We start from the raw sequence: 16,430 nt of genomic DNA, 5'->3' as shown, positions 1-16,430 counted from the left end.
GGCCGGACCTTGTCCGGCCGCGCTTCTTTTGGTCCGATTGCGAAACATTTATATCGGGGTAATCATTAATGGATCATATGTTTCATAAGCGCCTACGATGACTGCCTGAGCCGGGCCGTCTCCCGGCCAATGAAGATCCAGGGGAAAACCATGTTGCACCGAGTCTTGAAACGTGGCGTCGTGCTGCTGTCCGCAGGCGCGGCGTGCCTGCTGGCGCAGGCCAGCCACGCGCAGGAATATCCGTCTCGGCCGATCCGGCTGGTGGTGCCGTCGGCGGCGGGCGGCTCGCCGGACACGGTGATGCGCCTGGTGGCGCAGGAAGCCGGCAAGCGGCTGGGCCAGACGCTGGTGGTCGAGAACAAGCCGGGCTCGTCCGGCATCGCCGGCATGCTGGACGTGTATCGCGCTGCGCCCGACGGCTACACGCTGGGCTACGCCAACAACGTCACGCTGGCGATCAACCGCAGCACCTTCAGCCAGCTGCCCTACGATCCGCAGAAGCTCACGCCCGTGATCTTCGTGCTCAAGGTCGCCAACGTGCTGGCGGTGAATCCGGACGTGCCGGTCAAGACCTTGCCCGAGTTCGTCGAATACGTGCGCCAGCATCCCGACAAGGTCACCTTCGCGTCGCCCGGCCAGGGCACGTCGGGTCACCTGACCGGCGAAATGCTGGCGCAGGCGTCCAAGCTGCGGATGATCCACGTGCCGTACCGTGGCAGCCCCGCCGCCACCACCGATGTGATCGGCGGGCAGGTGGATGCCATCTTCGACAACACCATCAGCATCACGCCCTACATCAGGTCGGGCAAGCTGCGGGCGCTGGCCTCGACGGGGCTTGCGCGCTCGCCGCAGTTTCCCGATCTGCCTACCGTCGCCGAAGGCGTGCTGCCGGGCTTCGAAGGCGTGGCCTGGGGCGGCATCGTGGCGCCGCCGGGCACGCCGGCCGCCATCGTCGACCGCCTGAACCGCTGCTTGAACGAGGTGCTGGCCGATCCGGCCGTGCGCGACCGGTTGGTGGCGCTGGGCAACGATGAAATCGTGGGCGGCGCGCCGCAGGCGCTGGCGGACTACGCCGAAAAGGAAACGGTGAAATGGGCCGCCGTGGTGCGGGCCGCCAAGCTGCCGGTGCAGTAGTCGTCGTGTGGCATGGAACCGGGCGGCGGCTGCCCGCCGCCCGGTTTCAGCGCTTTTCCAGCGCCAGCCGGATGCCGAAGGCGATGAACACCGCGCCGGTCATGCGATCCAGCCCGCGCATCACCGCGGGGCGCGACAGCCAGCGCGCCAGCGGCCGGGTCGCCGCCACCAGCAGCGCGAACCACACCACGCCCAGCAGGGCATGGATGCCGGCCAGCAGCAGGCTGAAGCGCAGCACGTCCGCGCCCGCCGGAATGAACTGCGGCAGGAAGGTAACGTAGAACACGCCCACTTTGGGATTGAGCGCGTTGGTCAGGCAGCCGCGCGCAAACCAGCCGGCGGCGCTGGCGCGGGTGGGCGCGACCGCTGCCGGCGCATCGCCGGCGCCCGTTGCCGCGTGGCGGCCGGGCAGGGTGCGCCACAGCAGCCTGGCGCCCAGATAGAACAGGTACACGGCCGCGCACAGGCGCAGCACATCGTAGGCCAGCGTCGATACCGCCAGCAGCGAACCCAGGCCCAGGGCCGCGATGGCGCCCCACAGCAGGCAGCCCGCGCAGATGCCCAGGCCCGCCATGAAGGCGCGGCGTCCGCCTTCGACCGCGGCGGTGCGCAGCACCAGGGCGGTGTCCAGTCCGGGCGTGATGGTCAGGATGGCGGCGGCCAGGGTGAAGGCGAGCAGGGCGGCGGTGGCGGTCATGGCGGTCTGCCGTAAAGGGACGCCGGCGGCGAGCCGGCTACGGGGCATGCCGGACGCAAGCCGGCCGAGGCCGCCAGTGTAGCGCCGCGCGCCCAGGCGGTATCATGGCGGCCTTCAGCAATTTGCTTTCTCAACGGATTTTTCGCCATGGCCCTGCGCGCCACCATCTACAAGGCCGAGCTCAACGTCGCCGACACCGATCGGCACTACTATGGCAGCCACTCGCTGACCGTCGCCCGCCACCCCTCCGAAACCGACGAGCGCATGATGGTGCGCCTGGTCGCGTACGCGCTGCACGCGCAGGAAGAACTGGCCTTCACCAAGGGCCTGAGCGACACCGACGAGCCCGACCTGTGGGTCAAGGACCTGACCGGCGCGGTCAAGCTGTGGATCGAAGTGGGCCAGCCCGAAGAACGCCGCATCCTGCGCGCCTGTGGCCGCGCCGATGAAGTCATCGTGTATTGCTACGGCGGCTCGGCCAGCAAGATCTGGTGGGACGGGGTGCGCAACAAGCTTGAGCGCACCCGCAATCTCAAGGTGGTCAACCTGCCCTCGGACCAGACCCGCGCGCTGGCCAGGCTGGCCGAACGCACCATGCAGCTGAACGCCAACATTTCCGACGGCGTGGTGTATTTCTCGGCCGAGAAGGGCGAAGTCAGCATCGAACCCGAAGCCTGGCGCTGACGGGCCCCACGCCCGGGGGCGGTCTGCGCCTGACGCGAAATACTGCGCCGCAACAAAAAGAACGTGCAAAGTTCCCAAAGCGGATTTATATTACGATCATCATATTTTAGGAATCCCGATCATGGCTGGCCCTTCCGTCTCTCGCAAAGCGCTTTCCCACGAGCGCATCGTGGAAGCGGCCGCGCGTGCGATCCGGCGTGAAGGGTATGCCGGCGTGGGCGTGGCCGACGTCATGAAAGAAGCCGGGCTGACCCACGGCGGCTTCTACGCCCATTTTCCGTCGCGCGATGCCATGCTGGCCGCCGCGATGGACCACGCCGGCCGCGACGGCGCCAGCCGCATGGCGCAGGGCATCGCGCGGCGCCAGGCCGAAGGCGCCAGTCCGCTGCGTGCCATGGTCGAAAGCTACCTGTCCGAGAAAATGCTGACCCACTGTGAAATCGGGTGTCCGATAGCGGCCCTGGCCTCGGAAATACCACGCCAGTCGCCGCAGGTGCGCGAGGTCTCCGCCAGCCGGGTGCAGGGGCTGGTCAGGGCCTTGCAGCAGACGCTGCCGGCCGATGCCGGCGAGCACGTGGCCAGGGCGGTCACCGCCAACCTGGTGGGCGCTCTGCAACTGGCCCGCGCCCTGGGCGACAACGCAGAGGGCAGGGCCATGCTGGCCGCCGCGCGCAAGTCCATCCTGGATCAATACGACACCGAAGGTGGGCACGCTTCCCATTGATGCCCCGGCCGCCGTCCGCGGCTTTTTTTAATCTCTTGAATATGATGATCATCATATTTATATAACCGGCCCCGCCATGCAAGGGCCACCGCTGTGAACCGAAACCCGAAGGAACCCATCATGCAACTGAAGAATGCCACCGTACTGATCACCGGCGCCAACCGCGGCATCGGCCTGGCCTTTGCCCGCGAGGCCCTGGCGCGCGGCGCCCGCAAGGTCTATGCCGGCGCCCGCGATCCCGCCAGCGTCTCGCTGCCCGGCGTCGAGGCGATCAAGCTGGACGTCACCCGCGACGACGATGTGGCCGCCGCAGCCGAGCGGGCGCGGGACGTGACGCTGGTCATCAACAACGCCGGCATTGCGGACTTTGGCGGCTTCCTGGCCAAGGACAGCATCGAATCCGCCCGCCGCCACCTGGAAACCAACCTGATCGGCTCGCTGCGCGTGGCGCAGGCCTTTGCCCCGGCGCTGGCCACCAATGGCGGCGGCGCGCTGCTCAATGTGCTGTCCATCGCCAGCTGGATCAACCGGCCGAGCCTGGGTGTGTACGGCATGAGCAAGTCGGCCGCCTGGGCCTTGACCAACGGCCTGCGCCATGAACTGCGCGAGCAGGGCACCCAGGTGCTGGCGCTGCACATGGGCTTTGTGGATACCGACCTGACCCGCGACCTGGACGCGCCCAAGCTCAGCCCCGATGACGTGGTCAAGCAGGCGTTCGATGCGCTCGAGGCCGGGGCGAAAGAAGTGCTGGCCGACCCGCTGACCCGCCAGGTCAAGCAGGGCCTGTCCGCCGAACAGGCGTCCTACCTGCAAGCGTGATAGGCGCGGCCAGCCGGCCGCTTGCCTGCCTTCGACAGCCTCCCGTCGCCTGATTCCTTCCCATCGCCTTTCGAGCCCGACCATCATGTCCACCCCCGCAACTTCCACGGCGGCCCCCCCCGCCGCCGCGTCGCACGCGGCCGCTTCGCCCTGGCCCATCTTCTGGATCGCCAGCGTTGCCGTCTTCCTCGTCTCGCTGGACGCGACCATGCTCTACGCCGCGTTCAGCGCCATGCGCGCGGGCTTTCCCGACGCGTCCGCTGCCGACATGTCGTGGGTGCTCAATGCCTACACCGTGATCTACGCCGCCATGCTGATCCCGTCGGGCGGCCTGGCCGATACGCATGGTCGCAAGCGCATGTTCATGGTCGGCGTGCTGCTGTTCCTGGCCGCCTCGGCGGCCTGTGGCCTGGCCGGCAGCGTCGGCTGGCTGATCGCCGCGCGTGCGGCGCAGGCAGTCGGCGCAGCGTTGCTGACGCCGGCGTCCCTGTCCATCGTGCTGGCTGCCTTTCCGGCGTCGCAGCGTTCGGTGGCGGTGAGCCTGTGGGGCGCCGTGGCCGCCTTGGCTGCCGCCGTGGGCCCCAGCCTGGGCGCCTTCGTGGTGGACGCGGCGGGCTGGCCCTGGGCGTTCTACATCAACCTGCCGTTGGGCGCGCTGTCGCTGTGGTTTGGCGCCAGCCGGCTGGTGGAATCGGTGCGGCCCGAAGCGCGTCGCCGCGTCGACGGCGTGGGCATGGCGCTGCTGGTGGTGGGCGTGGGCGCCGTGGCGCTGTCGATCGTGCAGTCCGAGTCGCCCACGTGGACGCGCGGCGAACTGTGGCTGGTGGCCGCCGTGGGGCTGGTGGCGCTGGCGGCCTTCGTGGGCTGGGCCCGCACCACGCCGCATCCGCTGGTGGACCTGGCGCTGTTCAAGCATCGCACCTATCGCTACGTGAACCTGGCCACGCTCAGCTTCGGCATTGCGTTCGCGATGATGTTCTTTGCCTTCTTCTTCTACATGACGGGCGTCTGGCACTACAGTCTGCCGCGCGCCGGCCTGGCGGTCACGCCGGGCCCGCTGCTGGTGATGCCCACCGCCATCATCACGGGCAAGCTGGCTGCGCGCCTGGGCCATCGACCGTTCCTGGTGGGCGGGGCGCTGGTGTACGCGGCCAGCGGGCTGTGGTTCCTGCTGGTGCCGGGCGCCGAGCCTGCCTACCTGACCGCGTGGCTGCCAGGACTGATGCTGAGCGGCCTGGGCGTGGGCATGGTGCTGCCGTCGCTGGCCGGCGCCGCGGTCAACCGCCTGCCGCCGCAGCACTACGCGGTGGGCAGCGCCGTCAACCAGGCCACGCGGCAGATCGGCGCCGTGCTGGGCGTGGCGCTGACGGTGCTGTTGTTGGGCAAGGGCACCCTGAGCCATGCGGACTTCGATCCGCTGTACCTCGGCCACGTGGGCCTGGCGCTGCTGACGGCGCTGCTGTGCCTGGCCGTGGATACCCGGCCGCGTCCCGCGCAGGCCTGAGCGGGTGCGGCAGGAATCAGCGCGGGGTGCGCTGGTGCGGCACCAGGGGCGGCGCCGGACGGCCCGCCACCTGTTCCCAGAAGCCGGGCAGGAAGCACTCGGCCACCAGCAGCGGCTGCCCCTGGCGCCAGAAGACCGACCGCCGGGCCCAGACGCGGTCCGCATCCTGCGGCCGTCCGCCTTGCGCCAGGGCGGTGGCGGCGGTGGCGTGGAACGGCACGGGCGAGGCCAGGCGCCGGCAGGCAAAGGGCGAGCGGATGACGGTGCTGTCGTGATACAGCATGTCTGCCAGCGGCCGCGTCAACAGGCGGCGCATGCCTTGCCAGGCGCCGTGCGAGGCGCGCAGCGGCGTCAGGCTGCGCGCCGGCACGCTGTCCACGCCATTGACCGACATCAGCACCTCGCGCACCCACACGGGCGCGCCGGGGGCGATGCGCATGGCGCGCGCTTCGTCGGCGGGGGCGCCGTCGGCGTATTCGGCCAGCACGCGCAGGCGCACCTGGCCCACCTGGCGCAGGCCGGCGGTCAGGGCGCCGGGACGGAACAGCCAATGGCGCTGGGCCAGGGTCAGCACGGGCGGGGCGCTGGCCAGCCAGCCCGTTGCCAGGGGAGGGTGATGTGCTACGGCTAGGTTCATCATGGCTGCGTATTATGCCAAGGGCCGCGGGCGGATTTGCGCCCATGCCCTGTGGCCGATTGCCGCAGGGGCGCCGGGCACGCTGCGGCGCCGGCCGCGCACCGGGCTCCGCATACAATACCGCCCATGGAAAAAGTACGAATCTCCAAGCTCATGTCCGAGCGTGGACTCTGTTCGCGCCGCGAGGCCGACAGCTATATCGAACGCGGCTGGGTGCGGGTCGACGGCGTGGTGGTGTCCGAACTGGGCGCCAAGGCCTTTCCCGACCAGGTCATCACGCTGGAGCGCGCGGCGCAGGCGCGCCAGACCTCGCGCGTCACCATCCTCATCAACAAGCCGGTGGGCTATGTCTCGGGCCAGGCCGAAAAGGGCTATACGCCCGCCGTCGCCCTGATCGATGCGCGCTCGCGCTTCGAAGGCTGCCGCAGCCCGCAGCGCTTCGAACGCGGCCACCTGGACGGCCTGGCCGTGGCCGGGCGGCTGGACATCGATTCGCAGGGCCTGCTGGTGCTGACGCAGGACGGCCGCATCGCCAAGCACCTGATCGGCGAGGATTCCAGCGTCGACAAGGAATACCTGGTGCGTGTGCAGGGCGACCTGTCCGACAACGGCCTGGCGCTGCTCAACCATGGCCTGTCGCTGGACGGCCGCGCGCTCAAGCCCGCGCAAGTGCGCTGGCAGAACCACGACCAGCTGCGCTTCGTGCTGCGCGAAGGCAAGAAGCGCCAGATCCGCCGCATGTGCGAACTGGTGGGGCTGAAAGTGGTGGGGCTCAAGCGCGTGCGCATCGGCCGTGTCTCGCTGGGCGACCTGCCGCTGGGGCAGTGGCGCTACCTGCGCGACGACGAACGCTTCTAGGCGCGACGGGCGCCGGCCGCGCGCGGTATGGCCCCGCGCGCGGCGTGGCCCAGTCTCAACAAATTTTTCAGTCTGTTTCCGAGCCGCCTTCATTTCATGAAGGGCGCGGTATCCTTCGCCTGCCCGTCGCCACCCAGGCGTTCCATCAGGAACTCGATGAAAATCCGGGTCTTGGCGGGCAGCAATCGTGTTTCCGTGACGGCATACACCGGAAATGGGCCCAGTTGCCAATCGGGCAGCACGCGCCGCAACTGGCCCGATTTCTGTTCGGCGGTCTGGCCGCCGACCAGCACGGTGATCCCCGCGCCCAGCATCGCCAGGCGCCGGGCCATCGCCACGCCATTCACGGAAAACCGGTTGCCCGGCGTGAACTGGATGTGCTGGTCGCCGCTGTTCAGCGGCCAGCGGGTCACCCGGCCGGCGCCTTCGGCGCGGAACTCGATGCATTCATGGCGGGTCAAGTCGCTGGGGTGCTGGGGTTCACCATGTTTCTCCAGGTATTCCCGCGAGGCGTACAGATGGGCCGGAAGCATGCCCAGCAGCCTCGCAATCTGCGTCGAGTCGGGCAGTTCGCCGATTTCGATGGAAATATCGCAGGTCTGGAACACGCGCTGCGCGTGATCGGGATTGGCAAGGTCCAGGAAAAAGGTGACGTCGGGGTAGCGGCGCGAGAATTCCATGAACGATTCAGCCAGGAAGTCCGTGCCGAAGTCCGCCGGCATGTTCACCCGCAGCGGCCCCGACGGCGTGTCGACCAGCTTCTGCAGCTCTTCATGGGCGATCTGGGCCTCGGCCACGATGCGCTGGCAGCGTTCGAAGTACAGCCGGCCGGCGTCGGTCAGCTCGACCTTGCGGGTGGTGCGGCTGAGCAGGCGCAGGCCGACCGAACGTTCAAGTTCGGCCACCTGGCGAGACAACGTGGATTTCGGGACACCCAGGGCGGCCGCCGCGCGGCTAAAACTACGCGTCTTGGCGACTTCCACGAAGAGTTCCATGCCTTGTAAGCGTTTCATGAACGGGATTCTGGCATACGATGGGCCGAAAGATTGTCCCATATCTGGAATGATGTTTTCTTCTTATGCCTCTTTGTTTCTGGGGCGGGATAACGCAAAATGCAATTTCTGCAATGCAGCATTGCGTCCAAGCCCTGCCTGATGCCTGAGGCAACACCACCCCAGTCGATCCTCGCGATTCCGGCCGCCCAGCGGACCGGAACGTGCCGCCGATGCCGCCGCGACTCCCGCGGCGACCGGGGCCACCCTGGGGGCGAGCCACCTCTGGCGGGCGGGCGCGAGGGCTACCTTTTTAGTTGGAAATCGGGAATGCAATCTATGAACAAGAAAAGCGCTATGTGGCGCAGCGCGGCCGTGGTCACGCTGACGGCATCGGCTCTGACGTTGGCCGCTTGCGGCAAGAAGCAGGACGCGCCCCAGGCGGGCAAGCCGCAGGTGACGGTGGTGACGCTGACCACCAAGCCGGTTTCCCTGACCACCGAACTGCCCGGCCGCACCTCGCCTTTCCGCGTGGCTGAAGTCCGCCCCCAGGTCAACGGCATCGTGCAAAAGCGCCTGTTCACCGAAGGCGGCGAGGTCAAGGCCGGCCAGCAGCTCTACCAGATCGACCCCGCGCTCTACCAGGCCAGCTTCGACAGCCAGAAGGCCGCCCTGGCGCGCGCCCAGGCGCAGCAAAAGACCGCCGCGCTGCTGGCCGAGCGCTACAAGCCGCTGGTCGCCACCCGCGCCGTCAGCCAACAGACCTACGACAACGCCGTCGCCTCGCGCGACCAGGCCGTTGCCGACGTGCTCTCGGCCAAGGCCGCGCTGGACACCGCGCGCATCAACCTGGTCTACACCAAGGTGCTGTCGCCCATCGACGGCATCATCGGCCGCTCGGCCGTCACCGAAGGGGCGCTGGTCACGGCCAACCAGGCCACGGCCCTGGCCGCGGTGCAGCAGATCGACCCGATGTACGTCGACGTCACCCAATCCAGCGTCCAGCTGCTGCGCCTGCAGAACGCGCTGGCCAGCGGCCAGCTGAAAAAGGCCGAAGGCGAGCAGGCTGCCCTGGTGACGCTGACGCTGGAAGACGGCACGCAATACAACCAGCAGGGCAAGCTGCAGTTCTCGGAAGTGACGGTGGACCAGGGCACGGGCTCGGTCGCGCTGCGCGCCGTGTTCCCCAACCCCGACCGCCGGCTGCTGCCGGGCATGTTCGTGCGTGCCCGCCTGGTCGATGGCGTGGCGGCCGATGGCCTGCTGGTGCCGCAACGCGGCGTGACGCGCAACCAGCGCGGCCTGCCGACGGCCCTGGTGGTCAATGCCGAGAACAAAGTCGAACTGCGTGAACTCAAGACCGATCGCGCCATTGGCGACCAGTGGCTGGTCACCGACGGCCTGAAGGCCGGCGACAAGGTCATCGTGGAAGGCGTGCAGATGGTGCGTCCGGGTGTCGAGGTGGTTGCCACCGAAGCCGGCGCCAAGTCACCGCAGCAGCCGCAAGCCGGCGCCGCGGCGGCCAAGCAGTAGTCAGGGAGCCTTGCATGGCAAAGTTTTTTATCGAAAGACCGGTTTTCGCATGGGTGATCGCGATCGTGCTGATGATGGCCGGCGCGTTGTCCATCCTGAAACTGCCGGTTTCGCAGTATCCGAATATCGCGCCGCCGGCCATCGGCATCGCGGTGACCTACCCGGGCGCGTCCGCGCAGACCGTGCAGGACACCGTGGTGCAGGTGATCGAGCAGCAGATGAACGGCCTTGACGGCCTGGAGTACATTTCCTCGGAAAGCAACTCCGACGGCAGCATGTCCATCACGCTGACGTTCCGCCAGGGCACCAACCCCGACACCGCCCAGGTGCAGGTGCAGAACAAGCTGTCGCTGGCGCAACCGCTCCTGCCGCAGGAAGTGCAGCAGCAGGGCATCCGCGTCACCAAGGCCACCAAGAACTTCCTGATCGTGGCGGGCTTCGTGTCCACCGATGGCTCGATGACCAAGGACGACCTGGCCGACTACGTCGCCTCGTACGTCCAGGACCCCATCAGCCGTACCGAGGGCGTGGGCGACTTCCAGCTGTTCGGCTCGCAGTACGCCATGCGCATCTGGCTGGATCCGGCCAAGCTGGTGAACTACGGCCTGACCACGGTCGACGTGGTCAGCGCCATCAAAGAGCAGAACGTCCAGGTGTCGTCCGGCCAGCTCGGCGGCCTGCCCGCCGTGCGCGGCCAGCAGCTGAACGCCACCATCATCGGCCCCTCGCGCCTGGAAAAGCCGGAAGACTTCGGCCGCATCCTGCTCAAGGTCAACCCTGACGGTTCCCAGGTGCGCCTGGCCAACGTCGCCCGCATCGAACTGGGCGGCCAGACCTACGCCATCGACAGCTACTACAACGGCAAGCCCGCCTCGGGCCTGGCGATCAAGCTGGCCCCGGGCGCCAACGCGCTGGATACGGCCCAGGCGGTGCGCGACACCATCAACAACCTGAAGCCTTACTTCCCGCCGGGCATGGACGTCGTCTATCCGTACGACACGACGCCGTTCGTCAGCCTGTCCATCGAAGAAGTGTTCAAGACGCTGATCGAAGCCATCATCCTGGTCTTCCTGGTGATGTACCTGTTCCTGCAGAACTTCCGCGCCACGTTGATCCCGACGCTGGCGGTGCCGGTGGTGCTGCTCGGTACGTTCGGCGTGCTGGCCGCGTTCGGCTATTCCATCAATACCCTGACGATGTTCGGCATGGTGCTGGCCATCGGCCTGCTGGTGGACGATGCCATCGTGGTGGTGGAAAACGTGGAACGGGTGATGGCCGAAGAGGGCCTGACGCCCAAGCAGGCCACGCGTAAATCCATGAGCCAGATCACCGGCGCGCTGGTCGGCATCGCCATGGTGCTGGCCGCCGTGTTCATCCCGATGGCGTTCTTTGGCGGCTCCACGGGCGTGATCTACCGCCAGTTCTCCATCACCATCGTGTCCTCGATGGTGCTGTCGGTGATCGTGGCCATCGTCTTCACGCCGGCCTTGTGCGCCACGCTGCTCAAGCCCATTCCCAAGGGCCACCACGGCACCAAGCGCGGCTTCTTCGGCTGGTTCAACCGCACGTTCGAGCGCAGCAGCAACGGCTACGCCAACACCGTGGCGCGCGGCCTGGGCCGTACCAAGCGCCTGATGGTGGTGTACCTGGCCATCGTCATCGCGATGGGCTGGATGTTCACCCGCATCCCGACCGCGTTCCTGCCGGGCGAAGACCAGGGCATTCTGTTCGCCCAGATCCAGACCCCCGCCGGCGCCACCGCCGAGCGCACCAAGGCCGTCATCGACGAAGCCACCAACTACCTCCTGACCGAGGAAAAAGACGCCGTCACGTCCGTGTTCGCCGTCAACGGCTTCAACTTCGGCGGCCGCGGCCAGAACGCCTCGATCCTGTTCATCAAGCTGCGCGACTGGGAAGATCGCGGCGACGCCAAGTTGAAGGCGGCCGCCGTGGCGGCGCGCGCCAACGCCCACTTCAGGAAGACCCAGCGCGACGCCCAGCTGTTCGTGGTGCCGCCGCCCTCGGTGATGGAACTGGGCAACGTCGACGGTTTCGACTTCCAGCTGATGGACCGCGCCGGCGTGGGCCATGAAAAACTGCTGGCCGCGCGCAACCAGCTGCTGGGCGAAGCGGCGCAAAGCAAGATCCTGCAGGGCGTGCGCCCCAACGGCATCGAAGACGCGCCGCAGTACCAGCTGGACATCGACCGTGAAAAGGCCCGTGCGCTGGGCGTGTCCGTGTCGGACATCAACAGCACGCTGTCCACCGCGTGGGGCTCGTCGTACGTCAATGACTTCATCGATCGCGGCCGGGTCAAGAAGGTGTTTGCACAGGGCGAGGCGTCCTCGCGCATGCTGCCCGACGACCTGGAAAAATGGTACGTGCGCAACAACAATGGCGACATGGTGCCGTTCTCGGCGTTCGCCAAGGCCACCTGGAGTTTCGGCCCGCAAAAGCTGAACCGCTACAACGGCGTGCCGTCGTACAACATCCAGGGCCAGGCGGCGCCGGGCTACAGCTCGGGCGCGGCCATGAACGAAATGGAACGCATCGCCAGCAAGCTGCCGGTGGGCGTCGGTTTCGAATGGACCGGCATGTCGTACGAAGAACGGCTGTCGGGCGCCCAGGCTCCCGCGCTGTACGCGATTTCGCTGATCGTGGTGTTCCTGTGCCTGGCGGCACTGTATGAAAGCTGGAGCATCCCGACCGCGGTGATGCTGGTGGTGCCACTGGGGATCATCGGCGCACTGGCGGCGACGATGCTGCGTGGCCTGTCCAACGACGTGTACTTCCAGGTGGGCCTGTTGACGACAATCGGGCTGGCGGCCAAAAACGCCATCCTGATCGTGGAGTTCGCCAAAGAGCACTACGAGGCCGGCGCCAGCCTGACCGAATCGGCCATCCACGCGGCTCGCCAGCGTCTGCGCCCCATCCTGATGACGTCGCTGGCGTTCATCCTGGGCGTGGTGCCGCTCGCGATCTCGTCGGGCGCCGGTTCGGGCAGCCAGAACGCCATCGGTACCGGCGTGATCGGCGGCATGCTGACCGCGACCTTCCTGGCCATCTTCTTCGTCCCCGCGTTCTTCGTGATCATGCTGCGCCTGTTCAAGGTGGAACGCATGAGCGCGCGGCGCGACAAGCACGACCCCAGCGCCAACGATGCGCAGGACGTGTCCGTCGAAGGAAAACCGCAATGAAGCTTCAGATGAGAACCTTGCTGTCTGTTTCCCTGGCGGCGGCCCTGGCGGGCTGCTCGCTGGCCCCGACCTATGAACGGCCCGATGCGCCGGTGTCCTCGTCGTATCCGACGGGTCCGTCCTACAAGGCGGACGCCGTGGGCGCCGGCGTGGCCACGGCCGACATCGGCTGGCGTGACTTCTTCACCGATCCGCTGCTGCAGCAATTGATCGAGCAATCGCTGGCCAACAACCGCGACCTGCGCGTGGCGGCCTTGAACGTCGAGGCGGCCCGGGCGCAATACCGCATCCAGCGCGCCGACCTGATGCCCAGCGTGGGCATCGCCGGCAAGGAAACCGCGCAGCGCACGCCGGCCGACCTGTCGCCCAGCGGCCAGGCTTCCACCAGCCACAATTACCAGGTCGGCGCCGCGCTGTCGTCCTGGGAACTGGACCTGTTCGGCCGCATCCGCAGCCTGAGCGACAAGGCGCTGGAATCGTATCTGGCGCTGGACGAAACCCGTACGGCGACCCAGCTGACCCTGATCGCCGAAGTGGCCAACGCCTACCTCACGCTGCGCGCCGACCAGGAACTGCTGAACCTGACCCGCGACACCTTCAAGAGCCAGGACGATTCGTACAAGCTCACCAAGCAGAGCTTTGACCAGGGCCTGTCCACGGCGCTGGACCTGAGCCAGGCCGAAGTGTCGCTGCGCACCGCCCAGAGCAACCTGTCGCAGTACACGCGCCAGGCCGCGCAGGACCGCAATGCACTGGTGCTGCTGGTGGGCCAGCCGCTGTCGCCCGAGATGTCGGCGGCGCTGGACAGTGCCGTCAAGCTGGACGATGGCATGCTGCCCACTGCCTTGCCGGCCGGCCTGCCGTCCGAGCTGCTGGCGCGCCGCCCGGACATCCGTGCGGCCGAGCACCAGTTGAAGGGCGCCAACGCCAACATCGGCGCGGCACGCGCGGCGTTCTTCCCGACCATCAGCCTGACCGGCAACGCCGGCACGGCCAGCGCCAGCCTGGGCGGCCTGTTCGACGGCGGTTCCGGCGCCTGGAGCTTCGTGCCCCAGATCACCGTGCCGATCTTCGCCGGCGGCTCGTTGCTGGCGGGCCTGGACCTGGCCAAGGTGCAGAAGAACATCCAGGTCGCGCAGTACGAGAAGACCATCCAGACGGGCTTTCGCGAGGTCGCCGACGCCTTGGCGGGCCGCGGCACGCTGGACGAGCAGATCCAGGCGCAGCAACTGCTGGTGGCGGCCAACCAGCGCGCCTACGACCTGTCGGACCAGCGCTTTCGCCAGGGCATCGACGACTACCTGACGGTGCTGGACTCGCAGCGTTCGCTGTACAACGCCCAGCAGACGCTGGTGAACACGCGCCTGACGCGCCTGTCGAACCTGGTCACCCTGTACAAGGTGCTGGGCGGCGGCTGGACCGAGCGTACCGTCACGGCCGCGCAACCGGCGGACGGCGCCGCGGTGCCGGCGGCAACGCAAGGCCAGCCGGGCTGAGCTGGCTTCGAGCGGAATGCGTCGTCCTGCGGCAAGGGGCGACGCGAAAAAAAAGCGGGCCGATCGAAAGATCGGCCCGCTTTGTTTCTGGCGTGCGCGACGGAGCGTCAGCCGCGTTTTCTGGCGACCAGGCCCACAACGAACAGGACGATGATCGCGCCGACGACGGAACCGATCCAGCCTGCCGGTTCGCCGGGGGCATACCACCCCAGGTTCTGGCCCAGGAAACCGGCCACGACGGCGCCGATGATGCCCAGGATGGTGGTCATGATGATCCCCATGTTCTGGTCTCCGGGCATGATCGCGCGGGCGATCAGACCCACGATGAACCCGACGATGATCATGATGATGATGCTCATGCGCGTACTCCTTGCGAGGGTAAAGGGGCAATGCGTCCTGATATTACTCATGCGTGCCGCGCAGGGGCTGTAACAACTGGTATGTGGGGCGGGGGCGCAACATGCTGCGCCGCATCGCGCCGGTGTCGTGCGGGTGAAGCAATCGTCAGGACGTCAGGTCGATCAGCTGGCGTACGTCGTGGGTCAGCGTCTCGATGCTGTCGGTATCCGAGGCCAGCAGGCGCGCACGGCCATCTTTGTCGAATATATACACGCCGCGGCTGTGCGTGACTTCGTACTGGTCGGCGGCATCGCCCGGCCGGGGCTTTTCGATCTGGTAGGCCACGCGATAGCGGCGCGCCAGGTCGGCCACCTGCTTTTCGTTGCCGGTCACGCCGATGGCGTTGTTGTTGAAGGCATTGACGTAGGCCTGCAGGATGTCCGGCGTGTCGCGGTGGGGGTCGACGCTGACGAACAGGATGCGCACGTCGCGGGCCTTGTCGCCCAGGTTCTGCAATACCGCCGTCAATTGCGCCATGGTGGTCGGGCAGATGTCAGGGCAACTGGCATAGCCGAAGAACAGCAGCACCGTCTTGCCTTTCAGGTCGTCGCTGCTGACCGTCTTGCCGCCGGCGCCCGGCAGCGAGAACTGCAGGTCGGGCAGGTGGCCGCGCACGTTGTACAGCTTCCAGTCGACGTTGCGGTCGCCGCACGCGGCAAGCAGTACGCACAGGGCCAGCAGCAGGCCGCGCCAGGCGCGGCCGGTGATCAGGTGTCGCATGAGTTCCATCGCCGGTTGGGGGATAAACCCGTCGATTCTACCTGCTTGGGTGGGGGCGCCCGGTGGGGCGGCAGACGCGGACTTGTCCTGGCGCAAAGGGCACTTGTGAAGCTTTGTCTGAATATTGTTGGCCTTCTGCCAAAACGGCCCCCGCGGGGCGCGGCAGGGCATACATTCAGGGCCTTGTCAGTAACCGAACCGGCGAGGCGTCATCCATGAATACCGCGGCCAACCATGCGCTGGGCTATCCCTATTTTCCGTATTACCCGGTAGTGCTGGACATCCTGCGCAGCCGGCGGGCCGACAGCGTGCTGGACGCGCCCTGTAGCCGTGGCTGGCTGGGCGACATGGCGCGCCCGGCCACGGGGCGCGACGTCGAGGTGGACGGCGTCGGCCCGGCCGCCTTGCCCGAATCGGCCAACGGCTACCGCCGGCTGACGGTGCACGACCTGGAATCGCCGCTGCCGGCGGGCGACCCCTACGACGCGGTGGTGTGCAGCGAAGCCCTGCACCTGGCGACCAATCCGGGCGTGCTGGTCCAAAGCTTCCATCAGGCGCTGCGCCCGGGCGGCACGCTGGTGCTGACCACGCCCAACGCCTGGCACGTGCGCGCGCGCCTGCAGGCGCTGGTGCGTGGCTTTCATGCCGACCCCTGGGCCTGCGCGGGGGCCGAGCGCAGCGCCGTGCTGCCCTGGGGCTTTGCCCAACTGCACCTGCTCCTGGCGCGCCATGGCTTTGCCGACATCACCCTGCACGGCGTGGCCGAAGCCGGGCAGCGGCGCTGGTTCGATCCGGTGCTGGCGTGGCCGGCCCGGCGCTATTGCGCGGCCCGAGCCCGGCGCGCCGAGGACGAGGCCGGTCGCCACTTCTGGCGGCAGGCCGGGTCCGACCCGGCGATGCATGGGCGCTGGCTGGTGGTATCGGCACGGCGGCCGGGCGGGCAGTAACAGCGGTCACGCCCGCGCTCGGCCGGATGTGGCGGCGCGCGCCGCCAGCGGCCGGCCGCCAACGAAAAACGGCCCGCACAGGGCGGGCC

Annotated in this window: 15 protein-coding genes; 10 read left to right on the top strand and 5 right to left on the bottom strand. The window is 67.7% G+C overall.

The features are described from left to right. Positions 1 to 150 precede the first annotated feature (150 nt). The gene (locus AC6LJ2_RS28835) at positions 151 to 1,134 is read left to right on the top strand and encodes a Bug family tripartite tricarboxylate transporter substrate binding protein (RefSeq protein WP_498152682.1); all 984 of its coding nucleotides are present in this window, start codon (positions 151 to 153) and stop codon (positions 1,132 to 1,134) included. A gap of 46 nt (positions 1,135 to 1,180) precedes the next feature. Here AC6LJ2_RS28835 and AC6LJ2_RS28830 read toward each other — a convergent pair whose 3' ends face one another. Next, positions 1,181 to 1,831, bottom strand: coding sequence for a LysE family translocator (locus AC6LJ2_RS28830; RefSeq protein ID WP_498152681.1), 651 nt, complete (start codon positions 1,829 to 1,831; stop codon positions 1,181 to 1,183). A 147-nt stretch (positions 1,832 to 1,978) separates the two neighbouring features. Between AC6LJ2_RS28830 and AC6LJ2_RS28825 the strand changes: the two genes are divergently transcribed. From AC6LJ2_RS28825 to AC6LJ2_RS28810, 4 genes are all read left to right on the top strand, one after another. Next, on the top strand, positions 1,979 to 2,515 hold the full coding sequence (locus tag AC6LJ2_RS28825) for a YaeQ family protein (RefSeq protein ID WP_263911963.1): 537 nt from the start codon (positions 1,979 to 1,981) through the stop codon (positions 2,513 to 2,515). Positions 2,516 to 2,636: 121 nt separating this feature from the next. After that, on the top strand, positions 2,637 to 3,239 hold the full coding sequence (locus tag AC6LJ2_RS28820) for a TetR/AcrR family transcriptional regulator (RefSeq protein ID WP_263911964.1): 603 nt from the start codon (positions 2,637 to 2,639) through the stop codon (positions 3,237 to 3,239). Positions 3,240 to 3,359: 120 nt separating this feature from the next. Then, positions 3,360 to 4,058 (top strand): SDR family oxidoreductase, encoded by a 699-nt coding sequence (locus tag AC6LJ2_RS28815; protein WP_498152680.1) that lies wholly within the window; start codon positions 3,360 to 3,362, stop codon positions 4,056 to 4,058. 85 nt (positions 4,059 to 4,143) lie between these two features. Next, positions 4,144 to 5,562 (top strand): MFS transporter, encoded by a 1,419-nt coding sequence (locus AC6LJ2_RS28810; RefSeq protein ID WP_263911968.1) that lies wholly within the window; start codon positions 4,144 to 4,146, stop codon positions 5,560 to 5,562. A 16-nt stretch (positions 5,563 to 5,578) separates the two neighbouring features. Here AC6LJ2_RS28810 and AC6LJ2_RS28805 read toward each other — a convergent pair whose 3' ends face one another. Next, positions 5,579 to 6,199 (bottom strand): chorismate--pyruvate lyase family protein, encoded by a 621-nt coding sequence (locus AC6LJ2_RS28805; RefSeq protein ID WP_263911970.1) that lies wholly within the window; start codon positions 6,197 to 6,199, stop codon positions 5,579 to 5,581. A 126-nt stretch (positions 6,200 to 6,325) separates the two neighbouring features. On the opposite strand from AC6LJ2_RS28805, the gene AC6LJ2_RS28800 reads away from it, so the two are divergent. Beyond that, on the top strand, positions 6,326 to 7,057 hold the full coding sequence (locus AC6LJ2_RS28800; RefSeq protein WP_263911971.1) for a pseudouridine synthase: 732 nt from the start codon (positions 6,326 to 6,328) through the stop codon (positions 7,055 to 7,057). Between the two features lie 89 nt (positions 7,058 to 7,146). Here the strand turns inward: AC6LJ2_RS28800 and AC6LJ2_RS28795 are convergent, their stop codons facing one another. Beyond that, positions 7,147 to 8,052, bottom strand: coding sequence for a LysR family transcriptional regulator (locus tag AC6LJ2_RS28795; protein WP_263912045.1), 906 nt, complete (start codon positions 8,050 to 8,052; stop codon positions 7,147 to 7,149). 336 nt (positions 8,053 to 8,388) lie between these two features. Here AC6LJ2_RS28795 and AC6LJ2_RS28790 point away from each other — a divergent pair, with 336 nt between their 5' ends. Genes AC6LJ2_RS28790 through adeC form a run of 3 tightly spaced genes read left to right on the top strand, consistent with a single transcriptional unit; the run spans position 8,389 to position 14,275 of the window. After that, positions 8,389 to 9,582 carry an efflux RND transporter periplasmic adaptor subunit gene (locus AC6LJ2_RS28790; RefSeq protein WP_445658802.1) on the top strand — a complete coding sequence of 398 codons (1,194 nt, stop codon included), beginning with the start codon at positions 8,389 to 8,391 and terminating at the stop codon, positions 9,580 to 9,582. 14 nt (positions 9,583 to 9,596) lie between these two features. Then, positions 9,597 to 12,779: an efflux RND transporter permease subunit gene (locus AC6LJ2_RS28785; RefSeq protein WP_263911973.1), complete on the top strand. Its 3,183-nt coding sequence runs from the start codon at positions 9,597 to 9,599 to the stop codon at positions 12,777 to 12,779. Beyond that, the gene (gene adeC / locus AC6LJ2_RS28780) at positions 12,776 to 14,275 is read left to right on the top strand and encodes an AdeC/AdeK/OprM family multidrug efflux complex outer membrane factor (RefSeq protein ID WP_263911975.1); all 1,500 of its coding nucleotides are present in this window, start codon (positions 12,776 to 12,778) and stop codon (positions 14,273 to 14,275) included. Before AC6LJ2_RS28785 ends, adeC begins: the two co-directional genes overlap by 4 nt. Positions 14,276 to 14,382: 107 nt before the next feature. Here the strand turns inward: adeC and AC6LJ2_RS28775 are convergent, their stop codons facing one another. Together AC6LJ2_RS28775 and AC6LJ2_RS28770 are read right to left on the bottom strand one after the other, a co-directional pair. Further along, on the bottom strand, positions 14,383 to 14,634 hold the full coding sequence (locus tag AC6LJ2_RS28775) for a GlsB/YeaQ/YmgE family stress response membrane protein (protein WP_263911977.1): 252 nt from the start codon (positions 14,632 to 14,634) through the stop codon (positions 14,383 to 14,385). A gap of 145 nt (positions 14,635 to 14,779) precedes the next feature. Beyond that, a complete protein-coding gene (locus AC6LJ2_RS28770) occupies positions 14,780 to 15,394 on the bottom strand; it encodes an SCO family protein (RefSeq protein WP_263911978.1) in 615 nt (204 codons plus the stop codon). A 215-nt stretch (positions 15,395 to 15,609) separates the two neighbouring features. On the opposite strand from AC6LJ2_RS28770, the gene AC6LJ2_RS28765 reads away from it, so the two are divergent. Further along, positions 15,610 to 16,341, top strand: coding sequence for a class I SAM-dependent methyltransferase (locus AC6LJ2_RS28765; protein WP_498152679.1), 732 nt, complete (start codon positions 15,610 to 15,612; stop codon positions 16,339 to 16,341). The last annotated feature ends 89 nt before the right edge of the window (positions 16,342 to 16,430 follow it).

The organism is Achromobacter sp. 1014246743 (genome assembly GCF_059760725.1).
The sequence above is the reverse complement of the archived record's forward strand: the minus strand, read 5'-3'. Positions and strand labels throughout refer to the sequence as shown.

Excerpts from the sequence above, each read along its gene's own strand:
- AC6LJ2_RS28835 (WP_498152682.1), top strand. The coding sequence starts at position 151 with ATGTTGCACCGAGTCTTGAAACGTGGCGTCGTGCTGCTGTCCGCAGGC.
- AC6LJ2_RS28830 (WP_498152681.1), bottom strand. The coding sequence starts at position 1,831 with ATGACCGCCACCGCCGCCCTGCTCGCCTTCACCCTGGCCGCCGCCATC.
- AC6LJ2_RS28825 (WP_263911963.1), top strand. The coding sequence starts at position 1,979 with ATGGCCCTGCGCGCCACCATCTACAAGGCCGAGCTCAACGTCGCCGAC.
- AC6LJ2_RS28820 (WP_263911964.1), top strand. The coding sequence starts at position 2,637 with ATGGCTGGCCCTTCCGTCTCTCGCAAAGCGCTTTCCCACGAGCGCATC.
- AC6LJ2_RS28815 (WP_498152680.1), top strand. The coding sequence starts at position 3,360 with ATGCAACTGAAGAATGCCACCGTACTGATCACCGGCGCCAACCGCGGC.
- AC6LJ2_RS28810 (WP_263911968.1), top strand. The coding sequence starts at position 4,144 with ATGTCCACCCCCGCAACTTCCACGGCGGCCCCCCCCGCCGCCGCGTCG.
- AC6LJ2_RS28805 (WP_263911970.1), bottom strand. The coding sequence starts at position 6,199 with ATGAACCTAGCCGTAGCACATCACCCTCCCCTGGCAACGGGCTGGCTG.
- AC6LJ2_RS28800 (WP_263911971.1), top strand. The coding sequence starts at position 6,326 with ATGGAAAAAGTACGAATCTCCAAGCTCATGTCCGAGCGTGGACTCTGT.
- AC6LJ2_RS28795 (WP_263912045.1), bottom strand. The coding sequence starts at position 8,052 with ATGGAACTCTTCGTGGAAGTCGCCAAGACGCGTAGTTTTAGCCGCGCG.
- AC6LJ2_RS28790 (WP_445658802.1), top strand. The coding sequence starts at position 8,389 with ATGAACAAGAAAAGCGCTATGTGGCGCAGCGCGGCCGTGGTCACGCTG.
- AC6LJ2_RS28785 (WP_263911973.1), top strand. The coding sequence starts at position 9,597 with ATGGCAAAGTTTTTTATCGAAAGACCGGTTTTCGCATGGGTGATCGCG.
- adeC (WP_263911975.1), top strand. The coding sequence starts at position 12,776 with ATGAAGCTTCAGATGAGAACCTTGCTGTCTGTTTCCCTGGCGGCGGCC.
- AC6LJ2_RS28775 (WP_263911977.1), bottom strand. The coding sequence starts at position 14,634 with ATGAGCATCATCATCATGATCATCGTCGGGTTCATCGTGGGTCTGATC.
- AC6LJ2_RS28770 (WP_263911978.1), bottom strand. The coding sequence starts at position 15,394 with ATGCGACACCTGATCACCGGCCGCGCCTGGCGCGGCCTGCTGCTGGCC.
- AC6LJ2_RS28765 (WP_498152679.1), top strand. The coding sequence starts at position 15,610 with ATGAATACCGCGGCCAACCATGCGCTGGGCTATCCCTATTTTCCGTAT.